The following is an 18,271-nucleotide window of genomic DNA, read 5'->3' as shown; positions in this document are numbered from 1 at the left end:
AAAGCTTTTTAGAAAATATTTTATAAATCTAACCCTTGGAATCTACACTACTATGTCTAAAAGAATCGATCCTCATCAAGCCGAACGGCGTTTTCCATTACGTTTGACGGTACAGGCAGTATTGTTACTGGTGGCCAGCTGCGCCGCACAGGCGCAAGAAGTGACGCCGGTCAAACCGATGGCGCGCGTAGAAATTACCGGTTCTGCCATTAAACGTGTTGATAGTGAATCAGCCTTGCCAGTGCAAGTCATTAATCGTGAAGAGATTTTGAAAGCGGGTGTGACCACGGCGTCTGAATTATTGGCGAAAGTTGCAGCCAACGTGGGTGGTTTGAGCGATGGTATCAGTATTAATGTGGGTGGCGATCAGCGCGGTTTTAACTCAGCGAATTTACGCGGTTTGGGAACCTCATCAACCTTGATTTTGCTGAACGGCCGTCGGATGGCAAACTTTGCTTCACCCGGTGATGATGCCGGTGTGGATTTGAATAATATTCCCGCCGCCGCGATAGAGCGCGTGGAGGTTTTATTGGACGGCGCATCCGCTTTGTACGGTACAGATGCTATTGGTGGCGTCATTAATTTCATTACCCGCAAAGACTTTCAAGGATTTGAAGCCAGTACGTACTGGGGCCGTACCAAGGAAGGTGGCGCTGGTAAACGCAGCTTCACTTTGAGTGGTGGTATCGGTGATATCGCGAAGGATGGCTATAATGTTTTTGCGGTAGTAGATCAGCAGCACACAGATAGTTTGTTTACTTCACAAAGAAAATTCATACCCGCATTGCAGATTCCTCAGCGCCTAGGACATTTACTTTCCAGTTATACCGATCCTGCGAATATTCGTTTGTCATCGAGCCAACGTGATTACCTGCAGGAGCAAGGTTTTAAAATCAATGGCAAACCTATCGTTAACCGATTGATCAATTTCTCTGCTCCCAACTGTAAACCACCCGCCAATCTGTATCTGCCAGCTGGTACCGGTGGTGAGAACGCCTGTACTTATGACTATATGGGCGACACTGAGTTGTATCCTAAGTCAGATAAATCCAGTTTGTTGACGCGCGCGGTATTCCAAATTAATCCTGATCATCAGTTTTATGCCGAAGCGACTTGGAGCCAAGCTAAAACTTATTACGTAGGCTCGTCAGCACGGGTCACGGGTACCATCGATTACAAGCTGGTGCCGCTGTTGGCGAATACGGGCTTAGATAAAGTCACGGATGATGATGTCCCGGGAGAATTGGTACTGCGCATGCGCCTGAAAGAAGCGGGCAATCGTACTAGCGAATTGACCAGCGAAGCGCAACGTTTTGTGATGGGTTTCAATGGCAGCGTGGCGGGTTGGGATTACGACATAGGCGTGAATCAAAGCGTGAATACGGTGCGTGATCGCGATACCCATGGTTATGTTTTGTATGACAAATTAATGGACGGTATTAATCGTGGTTTGATTAATCCTTTTGGACCTTCTAGCGCGGAAGGAGTGAAATATTTAAACGGTATTCAAGTCAATGAAGAAGTACGCCATGCCCGCGGCACGATGACGGCTCTGGACCTTAAAGCTTCACGTCCATTGATGCGTTTGGATGGTGGCGATTTGTCTTTGGCAGTTGGCGGAGAATTACGGCGCGAACGTTCAATTTTCACGCCGTCAGCCCTGTTGATGAGCGATAACATTAACAATGATTTCGCACCAGAAGGCGGTAAAGCAACGCGAGATTCACGTCACGTTGAGGGTGTCTACACGGAGTTGCTCGCACCCTTAAGTAAAGAATTGGAAATGCAAGTGGCTTTACGTCATGATCGCTATCAAGGTGTGGGTGGCGCCTCTAGCCCTAAACTGGGTTTGCGCTATCAGCCTAGTAAGGATTGGTTATTCCGTGCCTCAGTTGGTAGCGGATTCCGAGCGCCGTCTTTGTCGGATTTGTATCGTCCTACGCAATACAGTTCCACCGCGACTTTGCCTGATCCCGTGTATTGCGCTGATAACGACAATGATCTGTCGGTGTGTGCAGATAGCTGGAACACTCGTCGCTATAGCAATCCCAACTTAAAGCCAGAACGCAGTCGCCAATATACGATGGGGATGATTTTTGAACCTAGCCGCAACTGGACTTTCAGCATCGACTATTGGAGTATTAAACGCACCAATTTGATTAGCGAAATCGGTGACGATGTTATCTTGGGTAATTTGAGTAAATACGGGAACTTAGTTCATCGCGATGAAGACGGTTATATCGACTATATCGAATTACGCAAAGAGAATCGCGGCGCGCAAAAGGCAACGGGGCTGGATTTGGCGATGGAGTTGCATGGTATTAAAACGGATTGGGGTAAATTCAGCGCGCGCATGCTCGGTACGCTGATGTTGGATTCAAAATTACAGACCAATCCTGGCGATGCTTATGTAAGTAATCTGGGTAAATTCGTCACCGATGGTGTGGTACAACGTTGGCGTCATCGTTTGAGCTTAAATTGGGAACAAGGCGCGTACGCGGCAACTTTAGGCAATACTTATTCCACCGCTTACGATGATCAAAATTCTGCGATTAATATCGACAATGGTAGCGTGGTCGCGAAAAATAAAGTCAAAGCCTATTCGTTATGGGATATGTCTGCGAGCTATGCTGTGAACAAGAATCTGAGTGTGCGTGGCGGTATACAAAATATCTTCAATACGGCACCACCGTTTTCGAATCAGGCTAACTTCTTCATCTCTGGATATGATCCTAGCTATACTGATCCGCGCGGACGCTTTTTTTATGTGAGTGCGCAGTATTCGTTTAGATAAATGAGTTCGTAGTTATGAAACTTGTTTAACCCAGTTTATGTGGGAAGATTTGGTCATTAGAAGGATAAAGAAATATGCCGTATTTAGGAGTTGGTTTACACGTTTTGGTTGCAATATTTTTTGCGGTTCATGCGATACGCAATCGCCGTGAAATGTATTGGTTGATGATTTTATTTGCTTTTCCTTTGCTAGGTAGTATTGTGTATTTTTTCGCGATTTATTTGCCAGATAGTCGCTTACAGCATGGTGCGAATAAATTGACTTCTGCCGCTTTGAAGGCGCTTGATCCAGGCAAAGAACTACGTGAAGCGCAGCAGGCATTTGATTTAACGCCATCGGCACAAAATCAAATGCGTCTCGCGTCGGCGTATTTAGAGGCGGGAGATCCGCAGCAAGCGGCGGTGCAATATGAAGCATGTTTGCGAGGACCTTTCGCCACTGAACGCGAGATATTGTTCGGTGCTGCGAAGGCGGGTTTACAAAATCAACAGGGCGATGCGGCGTTGGAATTATTGCTGAAGATACGCCAATTGCATGCTGATTTCCGTAAAGAGCAGGTTGGCTTATTGCTAGCGCAAGCGTATGCCTTGCAAGGTCAAAATGATGCGGCACGCGAGGAATTTTCTAAAGCTGCCAAAGATCACGGTAGCGTCGATGCTTACGCTGAATATGCGATCTGGGCTCTGAGTGTCGGAGATGTCGCTACCGCACAAGCACAACGTCAAGAAATTGAGCGCATGCAAAAGCACTGGAATAATCATCATTACGCCATGCATAAACCTTTGTTAAAGCGCTTAGAAGCAGCATTTTCTAAAGCCTGATCAAGACAGTTCTACGCAATATGTCATCCTAAAATCTTGCGGGCAATAAGTCCGCAAGATTTGTCAAATCACTCCATGCTATTGTTTCACTCATTGAACTTGAGGAGAACCAAATGGAGCAAGAACTCACGACTATCAGCGCACACAGAGCTAGTTACGAGCGACGTTTTCGGCGCGTGGTTGACTATCTGCATGAGAATTTGGAACGAGATTTAGATCTCAATCATCTGGCTGAAATTGCCTGCATGTCGCCGTATCACTGGCACAGGATTTATCAATCATTTTGCGGCGAAAGTCTGGCAGCGACGGTCAAACGCTTACGCCTGCAACGGGCGGCCAATTTACTGGTCAAGACCTCAGACAGCATAGAGCAAATTGCCCAAGTGTGTGGCTATAGCAATCTGCAATCATTTACACGTATTTTTTCCGGTGTGTATGGCATGCCGCCAGCTCGCTACCGCAAGCACGGCAGTCATACACAATTTTCTGTAGCACAAGCAATAAGGAGTGAAACGATGTTTCCAGTACAGGTACAAGAAGTCGCCCCCATGGCCTTGGTGGGTATTTCCCATCGTGGTAATTATATGGGCATTGGCCAGGCATTTGATCAATTGGTAGGGCTGGCTGGTGCTCGCCAGTTATTCGGTCCTGATAGCCAAATGATAGGTATTTATTTTGATGACCCGGCTTTGGTCGCCGAAACCGAATTACGCTCTATTGCCTGTCTTTCGGTGAGTGCTGAACAGCAGGCCAATAGTCAGGCCCCATTTGAAAAACATGATATCAAAGGTGGCGCTTATGCGGTGTTGCAGTATCAAGGGCCGTACTCAGATATGCATGCGGCTTATCAATGGTTTTTTGGCGTTTGGCTACCGGCCTCTGGATACGAAGCTGCCGATGTGCCCGTGTTTGAAGTGTATTTAAATAATCCACGAGACACCGCGCCGGGCGAGTTAAAAACGGCGATTTATCTAGCTTTGCAGAGCGCTTGAACGTGACTATGCTGGCATGATAAAACGGACAATCAGGTGACGATCTGATTGCCGTTCAGTCGTATGCGAGCCAATAGGACACACAGTGTCCAGTCATAGTTTATGGTCGTCGTTTATGACCGTAGTTTATGGCGTAGTTCGAAAATGATGAATGACTTCACCCAAGCTATGTGCCTGTGGCACCATGTGTTGCATGAGCCAGCCTAGGCCAGCAAAGAAAACCGCGCTGAACAGGAAGGGCAAAATCGTTTTGCGTAGTGCGGTATTTAACCAATGGCGCGTATGCAGACCTTTCAAACGGTGATACAGACTAGCCGATAAAAAACCATCCACGATTAATTCCGCAAATAGCGCAGGTGCGCTCGCGATCACTACCGCCGATGAAGCCAGTAAGGCCAATACAGCGGCGCCGATTGCCAGAATAATGACTAAGGGAATGGCGAAATCATCAGCCTCTCCGACGACTTCTAAGGCATCGCCAACCCCGCTGAGCGAACTAGAGGATTCTTCTGACGCTACACTGGCAAAACTATCGCTAGCCCCCGCGCCAGAAAAATCACCAGCACCTGCTTCCATCAAATTAGAAGAAACTTCCGCGGCTTGGGATGATGACGACGGTGAAGGCATCACATTTAAAATATCGACCGTATCGAACATGTCATGCTGGCGCTTTTGTAACCATAGCCAAAGCAAACCAAAGAACACAACATAAGCCACACCAAATGCACAAAGATAGCGCAGCCACAGGGTGTAAAAACCGCATTGCAAAAGTAAAAACGAGCTTAAAAAACCAGTCAGACCTGTGAGTGCCACGATCAAAGTCATTTCTAATCGAGGAAATCCATCGTGTTCTAGATGAGCACGCACACGTCGTACGAATTTTTCTCTTGAGAATTTTGTTTTCATGAAATAGTCGCTGAATAAATTGGGTGTTAGACGTTTGATCCTAGCCCGTCATATTACAGATTCAGAAACGACTGGTAAATGATTGAGGAATGATTGATGAGTTGTGAAATGATTGATGATCGTCAGTTGGGAGGTAGTGTTGGATAAATTGACTTGGGTTTTCAATGAAAAATCAGACCGCAAATAAAATGGATAACTCCTTCCCCTTCAAGGGGAAGGTTGGGATGGGGATGGGTTTTAGTCGTGCGATAGAAACTGCTGATTGCGTCACTATAGCCCAGCCCCACCCTAACTCTCCCCTTGAAAGGGAGGGGACTTTTGGTGAAGTTCCGACTTGTGTAGATACCTATGCTTCATCATATTTCTAGCTGCAACCATTGATACTTCTCACTTCACAGTGGCAAGGGGCGCATTTGCGCTAGTCGTTTGGTCTTACGCTTAGTGTTTGTCGGCTGCGCGTGGCTCAATTCTAAGGTCTCCAATTCGACTAATTCTGATGTACTCGGCGACTCACTTTGCTCTGTCGTCGTATAGCGCTCATCAACTTGGAACACCGCCACTGCATCGCTTAATTTGAGTGCTTGGCTGTGCATGCTTTCTGCCGCGGCGGCCGCTTGTTCTACCAAGGCCGCATTTTGTTGGGTGATTTGATCCAATTGGCTTAAGGTCGCATTGACCATCGTGATACCGTCACCTTGTTCAATGCTAGCCTCTGCAATCGCTTGTACATTTTGGCTCAAAGCGTGAATTTGATCGAGAATTTGACGCATGGTAGTTCCGGCATTTTTTACTTGCTGGTGGCCACTGTGTACTTGTTGATTGGAATGCGTAATCAAGGTTTTAATCTCTTTCGCGGCGCTTGCTGAGCGTTGCGCCAGATTGCGTACTTCGCTTGCCACAACCGCAAAGCCGCGTCCTTGTTCACCGGCACGTGCGGCTTCTACCGCCGCATTTAAAGCGAGGATATTGGTCTGAAAAGCGATGCTATCGATGACGGCAATGATGTCGTTGATACGCTTGGATGATTGCTGTATGCCTTCCATCATATCGGCCAATTGTTGTACTGCGATGCAGCCTTGTTGTGCGACTTCGGTGCATGACAAGGCTTTTTGATTGGCCTGCTGCGCACTTTGTACGTTCTGCTTAACGGTCAAGGTTAATTCTTCCATGGATGACGCAGTTTCTTCCAAGGAGCTGGCTTGCTGCTCTGTGCGTTGCGACAGATCTGCATTGCCATGAGCAATATCATGTGAGGCGCTGCCTATGCTATCGCTACCATGACGTATATTCGCGACTAACTGTGCTAACACCTGACGCATGGCATCAAAGGCTTTTAGTAACTGCGCGATTTCGTCATCGGCTTTGCTGGTGATCGCAGTGCTAAGATCGCCATTGGACACCCGATGCACCGCCTGACTTAAGTTACGTAATTCACTCGAAAACGCCAGATAAAAACCCGCCAACAAATAGCTCGCCAGACCGAGTAATAACAATATCCCCAACAACATCGCATTCCGATTCCACACGTCGCTCTCAACTCTGTGTTGCAGCTTAGATTCAATCAAATTAGCGACCGTATGATTAAGCTGAAACCAGTCTGTCACGACTTGTTGACCGGCTGCTAGATACGCGTTGCCTGAACTTTGGTTTAAAGTATTTAAGATTTCGTTTTTGGTACGCTCTAAAAACGCCTGATTGTCGGCCAGTAGCTTATTACTTTGTTGCTCTAACTCTTTCAGTGTTGGATTCGCGAGTATCACTGCTTTGAGCTGCGTACCAATTTTAGGCAAATCTCTTTGACTGAGCATGACATTGGCGTTGATCAAAACATCTTCGTTCGGCTCCAATAAACCGGTGTCGATATACGGAGCGCCACGTGCACTGGTATCGGCGATAACCGCCGCAAATTCTGGTACAGATTTACTAAATAGGCTGATCAGATAGTAGGTGTCCACTTTAGGATCAAGACTCAGATGGGTATTGTCAGCGACCTGAATCGCCAGTTTATTGAGCTGTTCTAAGAGTTGATGATGAGCGAGATAGCTGTCTTTGGCTTTGTGGGTAGCGATTTTGTCTTGAATGTTTTTCCAATCAGCGACGGCTTTTTGCAATTCTTCTTGGGTACCTAATTCGGGATGCTGTGAGTTTAATTGTTGAAGGCGATTAAACTCTTGTTCTATGTCCGAGCTCAATTTACTGGCTTTATTCAAAGCCTCGTTATTACCCGCTAAACCTAAATGTCTCAAAGCACGATGCTGCTGGCTGAGCTGTACTAGTTGATGGATGACACCGACTTGCTGTACCCCTAACTGCTCTTTCTGGGTCAGCGCGATCGATTTATTCAGTTCCCAAATAAATAGGCTGCTTACGACGATGGCAGGAACCGCAAACAGACAAGCGACAATCAAAAATTTGGGTAATAAACGCAGGCGGCGCATGCCGGAGATCGCAGGAGCAAAGAGAGCAGACATAAGTACACCGTAAAAAAATTAACGGAAGGAAATAAAAATCTATTTCCACTGTACTTAAGGAGTATGACTGCGCTGTGACGACAGCATTACTTTTTACAGAAAACTGATATGACTTGATGTATTCAATCTGCCTATATCGCTTGCATGAATGCATCAAGCTAATGCTTACTCTAAACGACAAGCCATCACTTGCGCACCCAGAATATTCGCCTGTAAATGAAACGCCTGCAAAATACGTTGTCGCTCCTGTGGATCGGCTGGTAAAGCAAACGTCACATTCAATCTCAGGCCATCACTGGACGCCAATGCCGACGACGGAAGCGTGCTCGCAGGTGTATTGACCGTCTCGACCTCGGCACTAGGCGCAGGGACAGGGATAGCGGCGGGCAACAAACCCTGCGCCCTCATCTCGGCGATGACTGCGGCAAACGGAATCGTGATGCAATCATGCGGCTCCAACCAGCGTTTGCTGCCACTACTATGGCTGACGATGCCGCCGGTAAGTTCGACCGCAGCGTCAGAAATTTTCTCATAATGAAACGCCTCCCAACCCGGCACGCCGCGTTGGCGCTGAGCGATTTCCGCCATGATTTGTGCCACTTGTCCCCCGTGCGCTACCATCCCAACCGGTAACATTTCTGAAAAATCGATCATCTGCTATTTTCCCTAGGTAAATATTTCTTTAGTCTTTGTGTTGAAACAAGCAAACAAGCCGCGCAAACTGTGCGAATTTTAAGTGTAATTGTGAAATCACAGGTAAAATTCGCAATCGCTTTTTTAAACGATTGACTACCGCTGACAGTAGCCACTTATTTTGCAGTTTTACTATTACCATTACTATCATTAATTCGCAGTAGCTTTGCTGCTGTCTTACACCGAAAATCATAAAGGAACACCACGATGTTGATTAAATCCCGTTTCGTCATTGGTAGCGCAATAGCACTTATGGCATTGACTGGCTGCTCAAAAGGCACGGACAAACCAGCTGATTCAGTCGCCGACGTGATCGCCGCAACTGTTAACGGTAAAGCTATTAGCAAAAAACAAGTTGACATGATCATGAAACAGCAAGCCGCTCAAGGTATGCCAGACACACCAGAAATGCGCAAAATGATTATCGACAACCTCGCATTGCAAACACTGGCGGCAGATGAAGCAGTCAAAAAAGGCTTGGACAAAAAAGGCGAAACAGCAGACCAAATCGAAATGTCACGTCTCGGCATCTTGGCACAAGGCTTCGTGGATGATTTCTTAAAAAACAGCCCAGTCACTGACGCTCAATACGCAGCAGAATACGACAAAATCAAAGCAGCAACAGCAGGTAACGAAGTCTCTGCCCGTCATATCTTGGTAGAGAAAGAAGACGAAGCAAAAGCCATCATCGCTAAATTGAAAAAAGACGTCAAAGTTTTCGCAGCACTGGCGAAAGCACAATCTAAAGATCCAGGCTCCAAAGAAAAAGGCGGCGATTTAGGCTGGTTTGACCCACGCGGCATGGTGCCAGAATTCGGCGCAGCAGTCGTTAAATTGGAAAAAGGCAAATTCAGCGAAGAGCCAGTCAAATCCCAATTTGGCTACCACGTGATTTTGTTAGACGACATACGTGCTAAAGAAGCGCCAACATTAGAGCAAGTCAAACCACGTTTGACTCAACAAATTCAACAACAGAATTTGAAAAAATTATTGGATGAAATGAAAGAAAAAGCCAAGATAGAAATCGTCGGTGCTTCAGCAGCATCTGCGACAGCATCGGCAGCCGCTTCTTCACCAGCCGCAGCATCAGCACCAGCGGCAGCTACACCAGCAGCCAGCAAATAATTTCGCCGCTAGTTTAGCGCCCAAAAAAACCGCCCTCGTGGCGGTTTTTTTGTATCTGATTTTTTTAACTCGAACTAATTGGGGACGAACAAATCACTATAATGTGATGTTTTAATCAATTTTTAATTTCTATTTAAATTAATTTTTCAAAACAAAATTTCATGATAGTATTTTTTGTGGCCTGTCTAATACTAGCCACTCAACAAATCAATCAATGGAGACAACAATGATTAAATTAAAAAAAGCCCTATTTAGTTTTGCGATTGGCCTTGGTATTGCTGTATCTATGAGTCCAGCTTATGCCATTACTTATGAGTATTGCGTTGATTTATTATGCGCTTGCTCACAAGGCGATTCTAGCTCCTGCCAACAATTCAATGCCAGCCGCTGCAACCGTTTGATTTACTCTGGCGATGTTGGACAACTTTGTGAAGTTAGATAAGACTGTTGATGTGAGATAGGTCAGAACAATATTGATGGTGGGCTAGAAATTTCTGCCGTCAAATTTGCACAAAAAAGTCCACCTTGATTAGTTTTAAGGTGGACTTTTTGTTGGAGGTCTTCTTACCAACTTCGGCCGCGACTTCAAACTCCCTTATATCACGTCAATAACTTTGCTTTATTGGCAAATTTCTTTTTTAGGACATAGAATTAATTGCGCTCTAGCTACGTTAAACTCATCGAATTCTATGGATCTAAAGAGCAACTAAATAATCACTTATTAAACAAATAGCCCATGATCTCATGTCGATTCGCGATCACGATTTGTTGTGCTAACGGATCTGCATCGAGCTTATTCGCATCTAAGTTAAATGCTTGTAACACGTAACTCACTAGAGGCGCACGTGTTTTTACATGTAAACACCCATCCACCATCCCAAAGTCATGCGCCAATATCGCTTGTTGGGTACTGTTTAGACGACTATCGGGTTTAATCTGTATCGTCACTTCCGTATGCCAAGGATGATCCTCGTCGTTGGTATGTGTGCTCTCTTCTAGTAGCTCAGGCACACCACGGAACCGGCTCAATACAAAATCGCGAAATTCACCATGCTTTTCACAATACGCTCGCACGTGCCAGCGTAAAGGTGTGCACACCAAGGTATGCGGCACGATAATGCGGCCTTCCTCCACACCAGACGTCATTGATATGTAGCTTAAATCAACACGTCGATGTCCGCGTGCAGCCTGCACAATAGTGCGCAAAATCAAAGGATCAATCTGTCGTAACGGCACCTGCAAAATTTCAGTATGCGTAAAACCTAAATCCAATCCAGTAAACGTATGTGCGATATCTTTGCTACGACTTAGTACATGCAAATATTCATCCGCCGTCCCCGTCGTCAATACAGGCACAAAATTTGCAGCGGGAGTATAGCCTTTGAGTGACTTATCGTAGACCAGATTGTCAGGTGCAATCGACGACAAATAAAAATGAATATCCTTACTCGCCTGTTGCCGACCTATTCCAAAACTATTCATCAAATGATTAGTCGTCAGACGACCTTCCCATTGCGCGACGATCTCAATCAAACGATAGCGCATTAACAAATCCCAACGAAAAGGAAAACGGTCCGGCGAATTCATAGATGTCCCTTAATTTTTATCAAAAGATCTGCCTGAAAAATGGTCATGTGTTTGTAATCAGTATAGGAAAAAATAATTATTCAACATACTATCAAAGTCGGTCACTAAAACAGTAAAAGAAATGAGCACCTTTGTAGTGTCATACCGAGCTTGATTCGGCATCCAGAAATAAGTTTGAGGAATGTCAAATCAGAAGTCTGAATCAAACGAGTCAAAAATAATGTAGATCCACATTTCAAATCATCGCCACCACAAAGACAAATAGAAATTGAACCAAGGAATTTATGGACGATCTATCACCTTCAGACCTTAAAGCGATACTGCACTCGAAACGTGCCAATCTTTATTATCTGGAGCATTGTAGGGTAATGCAAAAAGATGGACGCGTGCTCTACTTGACTGAGGCAAAAGACGACAATCATTATTGGAATATTCCAATCGTCAACACAACCGTCCTCATGCTAGGCTCCGGTACCTCCATTACCCACGCCGCAGTGCGAATGCTGGCACGCGCTGGCGTGCTGGTCGGATTTTGCGGCGGTGGTGGCATACCACTTTACATGGGTAACGAAATCGAATGGATGACACCGCAAAGCGAATATCGACCAACCCAATACGTACAAGGCTGGCTCTCATTCTGGTTTGATCCAGAACAAAGACTCGCCACCGCCAAATCCTTACAACAACGTCGCATAGAATTTCTACGCCAAGTCTGGAGCAAAGACAAAGATCTACGTGCAGAAGGTTTTCATGCAGATGACGCAAACATACAAGCCGCTCTCAGCCATTGCGAGCAACGCATCAGCAGCACCGAAAAAGCGAGCGATTTACTGCTAGCCGAAGCACAGCTTACCAAAGCACTTTACAAGTATGCCGCAGGACAAACAAAACAAGTCAACTTCATCCGCGATCATGACAGCACCGACCGCGCCAACGCTTTTCTCAATCACGGCAATTACCTAGCATATGGATTAGCCGCCACGACGCTATGGGTACTGGGTATTCCCCATGGCTTTGCCGTCATGCACGGCAAAACTCGCAGAGGCGCACTGGTCTTCGATGTCGCCGACCTCATCAAAGATGCGCTGGTACTACCCTGGGCATTTATCTGTGCTAAAGAAAACGCTACTGAACAAGAGTTTCGGCAGCAATGTTTGTTGGCTTTTACTAATCATAAGGCGCTGGATTTTATGTTTGATCAAATGAAAGAACTGTCATTGAGAGGTGAAGTAGAGATTGATGCCAAAGCGGAAGAAACAAAGTCATGATGGTCATCTTTACATCGCAGTGTCAAAAAAACGCCTTAAAGAAAACCCGTCGTGTACTAGATGCCTTTGCTGATCGCATAGGCGATAACACCTGGCAGACGGTGATTACTGAAGACGGTTTGTTGACGTTAAAAAAAATGTTGCGGCAGACCGCCAGTAAAAATACGGCTGTTGCTTGTCATTGGATACGGTCGCGGAGTCGGAGCGAGTTGGCTTGGATCGTCGGTAATCGTCGACAGTTTAATTCTCAAGGAATAGTGCCCGTGAATTCGACGCGGAAGGATCATCAACATGGAGGATGGGAAAATAATTGGCAGTATCTACCCCTTATAAAAGCTCTGACCGCACTTGCAGCACTTTTACATGACTGGGGCAAGGCAACTTTATTGTTTCAAGATAAATTGAAGAAAAGTAGCAAGGAAGGTGATCCTCTTCGCCATGAATGGATATCGTGTTTGTTACTGCATGCGCTAGTCAACTACGCAGGGGAAACGAAGACGGATCAAGCATGGTTGAATCTACTCTCTCAAGGAAAAATTGATGATCGATTTTTGATTGAATCTATTGGTAAAAACTCCGAAAAGCCGTTAGAAAATCTGCCACCGATAGCGCAACTCCTTGCATGGCTGATTGTCACGCATCATCGCTTACCTGCGACTCAGGATAAGGATCAATATTACGGCGCCGAACGAAAAGATATTAGCTCCTTATTGAAAAGTGTCAGCGCAAAATGGGGGTATCAAAGCATTGTTGACGGACCTGATTACAAAAATCGTTTAAATAATTGTTTTGTGTTCCCTCACGGTTTGCTGTCGCAATCCGAGGCATGGTTAAGTAAAGTAAAAAAATGGGCGAGACGCTTGCTTCTAGAAGAACAGATTGGAATTGAGGTAATAGAAAATGGTACATGGCGGCTTGTTCTACACCATGCCCGATTGTCGTTGATGTTGGGCGACCATTATTACTCATCCTGTTCGGCAAGCACAACTTGGAAAACAAGCCTTGATCTGTACGCCAATACGGATCAAGAAAGAAAGCTCAAACAGCGCCTTGATGAGCATTTAGTGAATGTGAGTCAACAGGCGCTATCTGTCACGCAGTCTTTATCACGCTTTAGTTCTGAGATGATATCTGCCTACGATATTCAAAGCCTGAAGAAGAAAAGTCCAAAGGGTTTCGAATGGCAGGATCAAGCGGTCGGGAAAGTCACTGTATTTCGCCAAAAGCAACAAGCTATCGATACCAAGTACGGCTGGTTTATTGTGAATATGGCGAGCACTGGATGTGGCAAAACCATGGCAAACGCTAAGCTTATGCGTGCCTTATCGGATGATGGTGAAAGTCTGCGCTTTATTTTGGCGCTCGGCTTACGCACTTTGACGTTGCAAACAGGTGATGAATACCGCGACAGGATCGGTTTGGGTTCAGATGAGCTTGCTGTATTGATTGGTTCATCGGCCGTAAAAGCACTCCACGATAAATCTAAAAGTAAGCTCGTCGTTACGGAATCTACTTATGACGAAGCCGGATCGGAATCCTTGGAAGCCTTGTTAGACGAAGATATTGATTACGATGAGTCGCCCACGGCTGAATTTCTGGATGCAATTTTCCCCAAGCATGAAAAAAAGTTAGCGGAAAAAAACAAGGCTTTTCTGTATAAACCAGTACTCGCATGTACTATCGATCACCTCATGGCAGCGACGGAAACCACGCGCGGTGGAAAATACATTTTGCCTTGTTTGCGATTGCTATCTTCCGATTTGGTTATTGATGAGATTGATGATTTTGATGGCAATGATTTGATCTCAATCGGACGATTAATTCATTTGGCGGGAATGCTCGGACGTAAGGTGATGATTTCTTCCGCGACGATTCCTCCTACTTTAGCAGAAGGCTATTTTAATGCTTATCAAGAAGGTTGGCGCATACATCGGCAGTTCCTCGACGCGCATGCCAATATTGCCTGTGCCTGGGTCGATGAATTTAATACACAAGTACATTTTATTGACCAAGCTACTTCTGAAGATCGCTACTTGCAGTATCGAAGCACGCACAAAGATTTTATTCAATCTCGCGTTAAACAATTATTGAGTCAAGTCATTAAGCGCAAAGCTTATATCGTGCCGTGCATTGCGCTGATAAGAGAACAGGCTGCGGATAAATCCGAAATTCTCTTTTTTGAACAGATGAAATTTGCTGCAACTCAGTTACATCTTGCACATCATTCAGTCGATAATTTGACAGGAAAAAAAATCTCATTTGGCGTCATGCGTGTGGCGAATATTCCGCCATGCATCGCATTAACAAATTATTTGTTGGAAACCGATTGGCCGGAAGGCTGTACGCCCAAAGTGATGGCGTACCACAGTCGCCAAGTTTTACTCTTAAGACATGAGCAAGAACAACATTTAGATCAGGTGTTAAAGCGTAAAGAGAAGTCAGATGAGATGCCCATAGCTTTTGATAATCCAATTATCCGCCAGCATATTAATCAAGCCAAAACGGAACATGTTCTATTTATATTAGTTGCGACTCCGGTTGAAGAAGTAGGGCGTGACCATGATTTTGATTGGGCTGTGATTGAGCCGTCTTCTTATCGCTCCATTATTCAATTAGCAGGGCGAGTACGGCGGCATCGGACAACGGCTGTGACGCAGACGAACATCGCGATTATGCAAACTAATCTTAAAGCCTTACGTAATAAGAATGCTGCAGCATATTGTCGACCAGGCTTTGAAAACGCCAAGAGTCTGCGTTTGAAAACGCATGATTTATGTCATTTACTTGATGAAGAACTGCTCAACAAAAAAGTGGATGCGACACCACGTATCTTGCCTGTGGATGTGTTGCGACCAGCCGAGCGGCTTGCTGATTTAGAGCATCAGGCAATCAGCAATATCCTAACGAACTACAAAGCAAAAGGCCCCGAGCGTTTGCAAGATTGGCTGACTGCCTATTGGTGGATGACGGCATTGCCTCAACAATTGACACGATTTAGAGCGAGTAAGCCTGAGTTGTCGATGTTCTTGGTATGGGAAACAGGGCAAACCTGTTTTTGTGAAAAAGATGAAAAGGGTAAGCCAATTCCTAGAGAGACGATGTTAGGCATACGTCGGAGTTCAGAACTACCCTCGAAAATATCTGAGCGCTTATGGCTCAACAGAAGTTATGAACAAGCACTGCGCCGTGAATGTGGGTTCGATCAACAAACAAATCTTACTGACCACGATGAGCAAATAATGCGAACAAAATCTTTAAGGTATGGAGAGATTTCTATACCTATCAATCCAGACGATAAAAGTTATGGGGGAAAGGAGTTTGAATATTCCGATCAATTTGGTTTGCGTGTCAAAACAAACTGATATTCATAGGCTTCTGATTAGCGAATGCAAACAGATGAGGTGCTGATATGAAATGAATAGTTCAATCTTAGTTCTGTAAATTAATTTAACGAAAGATGAATATATGAATCAACAAATTTCAAATTTCTTTACTGAAAAAATTGCTGCTCGAATCAAAGAGAAGAGCAAGTCAGTGAAAGATTTGTCAGACTTAGCAAGTATTAAAATTGAAGCTGAACAAATGTTTTTGTTGTCAAATTGGCTCCCAGATGCTGCTAGGCTTGCATCGAAAATTTCGATAGAGAGCCATACTGCAAAAGTCAGTCATCCTGACGCGAAGACTTCTTCGAACATTGCGGAATGTCAGCCTGACGTCGATGGTTATTTTAGAAGTGGAAATATTTTCTATGAAAGGGATGTTTATGCAAATGGAAAGGCGATAAATGTTTGGAATTTTTTAAACATTATTTTAGATGATGGTCGCTCAGTCCTAAGCCATTTAGAAAGTGATAGTAATGAGATTCAATTGGCGTTAAAAATTCCAAATATTGATTATGAACAGATAAGGCGGGATTTTTTGCAGCTCATTCAGAAGGATAACGTACAGACTACCAGTTCCTTAGTTAAGCAAGTTTTTTTCCCTGTTGATGACGGATACCATTTGTTATCTATTCTAACGTCGCTAGGAATTTCCAGCATTTTGAAAGATAAAGTTGAGGCGATCCGCTTTCAAAAAGAAAATGAAGGAGCAAAACTTGCACGTAAAAATAACTTGTTTGATGAGTTTGGGTACGATGATTTACCAAATGTGGCGATGATTTCATATGGTGGATCAAATCCACAAAATATTAGTACATTAAATAGTAAGAATAGAGGGCTATTTTATTTTTTGATCAGTGTTCCGCCTCAGTTACACATACGTGAAGTGCGATTGCCAGCAAAGGATTTCTTTAGAAACAGCTTACGCCCTTTCTTATTTAGAAATGATTTCATTGAGCTACATGAGTTAATGAAGTCCGAAACCAATAATCGCACAGTACGCCAACAAATTCCCAAGTTGATTACGCGCGTGATCGACCGCGTCTTAGAGCAAGTCTTTAAAATCCGTGCGTTCGAAAGCGGCTGGTCAACATCTGAGCATTATCAATCTCTACCCGGAGCACAGCGTATCTGGCTCGATGATGCGCTAGTAGCTGAGCGAGAATCGAATGTCGATTGGATAGATGATATCGCGCTTCAATTCTCACGTTGGATTGTGCAAACCTACGAGGGCACTTTAAAAGACCAGCGCATCTTGTTGAGTGATGATGAATTGAGGCATATCCGTGGCTTTGTGGAAGATGCCATTACCAACGATAAGGAGTATTTCAAATGAGACGTTTTGTTTTACTCCCACACATAAAAATCCACAATGCCAATGCGATGAGTAGCCCTTATACGATTGGATTTCCTGCTATGACGGCATGGCTGGGGGCGGTACACGCCTTGCAGCGACGTCTCAATGAAGTTGGATTTAGTGAATTAATTTTTTCATCTGTTGCAGTGAGTTGCCATGATTTGAATCTGCAAACGTATAAAGGAAATGGGGATTATGTTCACTCTATTATTGGCACCTCCAATCCTTTGGATAAAGATGGTAGCCGTCCCGCTTTTATTGAAGAAGCACGTTGCCATTTAGAAGTGTCATTGCTGATCGAATATAAGAACGTCGATCCCGATCACAGTGATCATTTGCTGCAAAAAGTAGATGCCATTCTTATACAAATAAAAATGGCGAGCGGCGATATTCAATCCGCAAAAAAATCAGAATTACACTTGGTTGATGAAGACATTGAGAGCAGTGTCCGTGCACTTACACGCAAACTGATGCTGGGGCATGTCTTACTTGAACGTCGTGATTTATTGGTTGCAGCAATGACAGACGGCGAGGATGTGTTGACCGCCTTAATTAGTCATTTAAGCGTACAGCATCGCTCAGAACAAGATGCCGACGGTAAGGTAAGTTGGACTAGTAAGCGACGCGAATCGGGTTGGCTAGTGCCTATAGCTGTTGGGTTTCAAGGCATTTCTGAACTAGGGAAGGCTGTCAATCAACGTGATACGGATACTCCGCATAGATTTGCTGAAAGTGTCGTTACGCTTGGTGAGTTTGTGATGCCTTACCGCATTCAAAATTTGGATCACATGCTATGGCAATACCATGCTGATCAAGCAAAAAATTTGTACGTTTGCCGCACCATTGAATCAACCACAAATACTTTGAACGCATAGGA

The 18,271-nt window shown here is 44.8% G+C and carries 13 protein-coding genes; 9 read left to right on the top strand and 4 right to left on the bottom strand.

What is annotated here, in order from left to right:
• Positions 1-52: 52 nt before the first annotated feature.
• From ACFFJH_RS15460 to ACFFJH_RS15450, 3 genes are all read left to right on the top strand, one after another.
• The gene (locus ACFFJH_RS15460) at positions 53-2,794 is read left to right on the top strand and encodes a TonB-dependent receptor (protein ID WP_390213831.1); all 2,742 of its coding nucleotides are present in this window, start codon (positions 53-55) and stop codon (positions 2,792-2,794) included.
• Positions 2,795-2,868: 74 nt separating this feature from the next.
• Positions 2,869-3,615, top strand: coding sequence for a hypothetical protein (locus ACFFJH_RS15455; RefSeq protein WP_390213830.1), 747 nt, complete (start codon positions 2,869-2,871; stop codon positions 3,613-3,615).
• A gap of 113 nt (positions 3,616-3,728) precedes the next feature.
• Positions 3,729-4,607, top strand: coding sequence for an AraC family transcriptional regulator (locus ACFFJH_RS15450; RefSeq protein WP_390213829.1), 879 nt, complete (start codon positions 3,729-3,731; stop codon positions 4,605-4,607).
• Between the two features lie 126 nt (positions 4,608-4,733).
• On the opposite strand, the gene ACFFJH_RS15445 is transcribed toward ACFFJH_RS15450, so the two are convergent.
• The 3 genes from ACFFJH_RS15445 to ACFFJH_RS15435 form a co-directional block, all read right to left on the bottom strand.
• Positions 4,734-5,513 carry a hypothetical protein gene (locus ACFFJH_RS15445; protein WP_390213828.1) on the bottom strand — a complete coding sequence of 260 codons (780 nt, stop codon included), beginning with the start codon at positions 5,511-5,513 and terminating at the stop codon, positions 4,734-4,736.
• A gap of 392 nt (positions 5,514-5,905) precedes the next feature.
• Complete coding sequence (locus tag ACFFJH_RS15440) at positions 5,906-7,984, bottom strand: methyl-accepting chemotaxis protein (RefSeq protein ID WP_390213827.1); 2,079 nt, start codon at positions 7,982-7,984, stop codon at positions 5,906-5,908.
• A gap of 165 nt (positions 7,985-8,149) precedes the next feature.
• Positions 8,150-8,638: a hypothetical protein gene (locus ACFFJH_RS15435; RefSeq protein ID WP_390213826.1), complete on the bottom strand. Its 489-nt coding sequence runs from the start codon at positions 8,636-8,638 to the stop codon at positions 8,150-8,152.
• Between the two features lie 246 nt (positions 8,639-8,884).
• Between ACFFJH_RS15435 and ACFFJH_RS15430 the strand changes: the two genes are divergently transcribed.
• Together ACFFJH_RS15430 and ACFFJH_RS15425 are read left to right on the top strand one after the other, a co-directional pair.
• Complete coding sequence (locus ACFFJH_RS15430) at positions 8,885-9,802, top strand: foldase protein PrsA (protein WP_390213825.1); 918 nt, start codon at positions 8,885-8,887, stop codon at positions 9,800-9,802.
• 226 nt (positions 9,803-10,028) lie between these two features.
• Complete coding sequence (locus ACFFJH_RS15425) at positions 10,029-10,244, top strand: hypothetical protein (RefSeq protein WP_390213824.1); 216 nt, start codon at positions 10,029-10,031, stop codon at positions 10,242-10,244.
• A 272-nt stretch (positions 10,245-10,516) separates the two neighbouring features.
• On the opposite strand, the gene ACFFJH_RS15420 is transcribed toward ACFFJH_RS15425, so the two are convergent.
• Entirely contained in the window at positions 10,517-11,389 is an 873-nt protein-coding gene (locus ACFFJH_RS15420) for a WYL domain-containing protein (RefSeq protein WP_390213823.1), read from the bottom strand.
• 284 nt (positions 11,390-11,673) lie between these two features.
• Between ACFFJH_RS15420 and cas1f the strand changes: the two genes are divergently transcribed.
• The 4 genes from cas1f (at position 11,674) to csy2 (ending at position 18,269) form a co-directional block, all read left to right on the top strand.
• The gene (gene cas1f / locus ACFFJH_RS15415; RefSeq protein ID WP_390213822.1) at positions 11,674-12,657 is read left to right on the top strand and encodes a type I-F CRISPR-associated endonuclease Cas1f; all 984 of its coding nucleotides are present in this window, start codon (positions 11,674-11,676) and stop codon (positions 12,655-12,657) included.
• Positions 12,654-16,019 carry a type I-F CRISPR-associated helicase Cas3f gene (cas3f, locus tag ACFFJH_RS15410; RefSeq protein WP_390213821.1) on the top strand — a complete coding sequence of 1,122 codons (3,366 nt, stop codon included), beginning with the start codon at positions 12,654-12,656 and terminating at the stop codon, positions 16,017-16,019. Before cas1f ends, cas3f begins: the two co-directional genes overlap by 4 nt.
• A 103-nt stretch (positions 16,020-16,122) precedes the next feature.
• Positions 16,123-17,373: a type I-F CRISPR-associated protein Csy1 gene (gene csy1 / locus ACFFJH_RS15405; protein WP_390213820.1), complete on the top strand. Its 1,251-nt coding sequence runs from the start codon at positions 16,123-16,125 to the stop codon at positions 17,371-17,373.
• On the top strand, positions 17,370-18,269 hold the full coding sequence (gene csy2 / locus ACFFJH_RS15400; protein ID WP_390213819.1) for a type I-F CRISPR-associated protein Csy2: 900 nt from the start codon (positions 17,370-17,372) through the stop codon (positions 18,267-18,269). Before csy1 ends, csy2 begins: the two co-directional genes overlap by 4 nt.
• Positions 18,270-18,271 lie beyond the last annotated feature (2 nt).

The organism is Affinundibacterium danionis (assembly GCF_042432465.1).
Classification (GTDB): domain Bacteria; phylum Pseudomonadota; class Gammaproteobacteria; order Burkholderiales; family Burkholderiaceae_D; genus Undibacterium; species Undibacterium danionis.
Note: the sequence above shows the minus strand (reverse complement) of the source record. Positions and strands in the feature narration are given on the sequence as shown.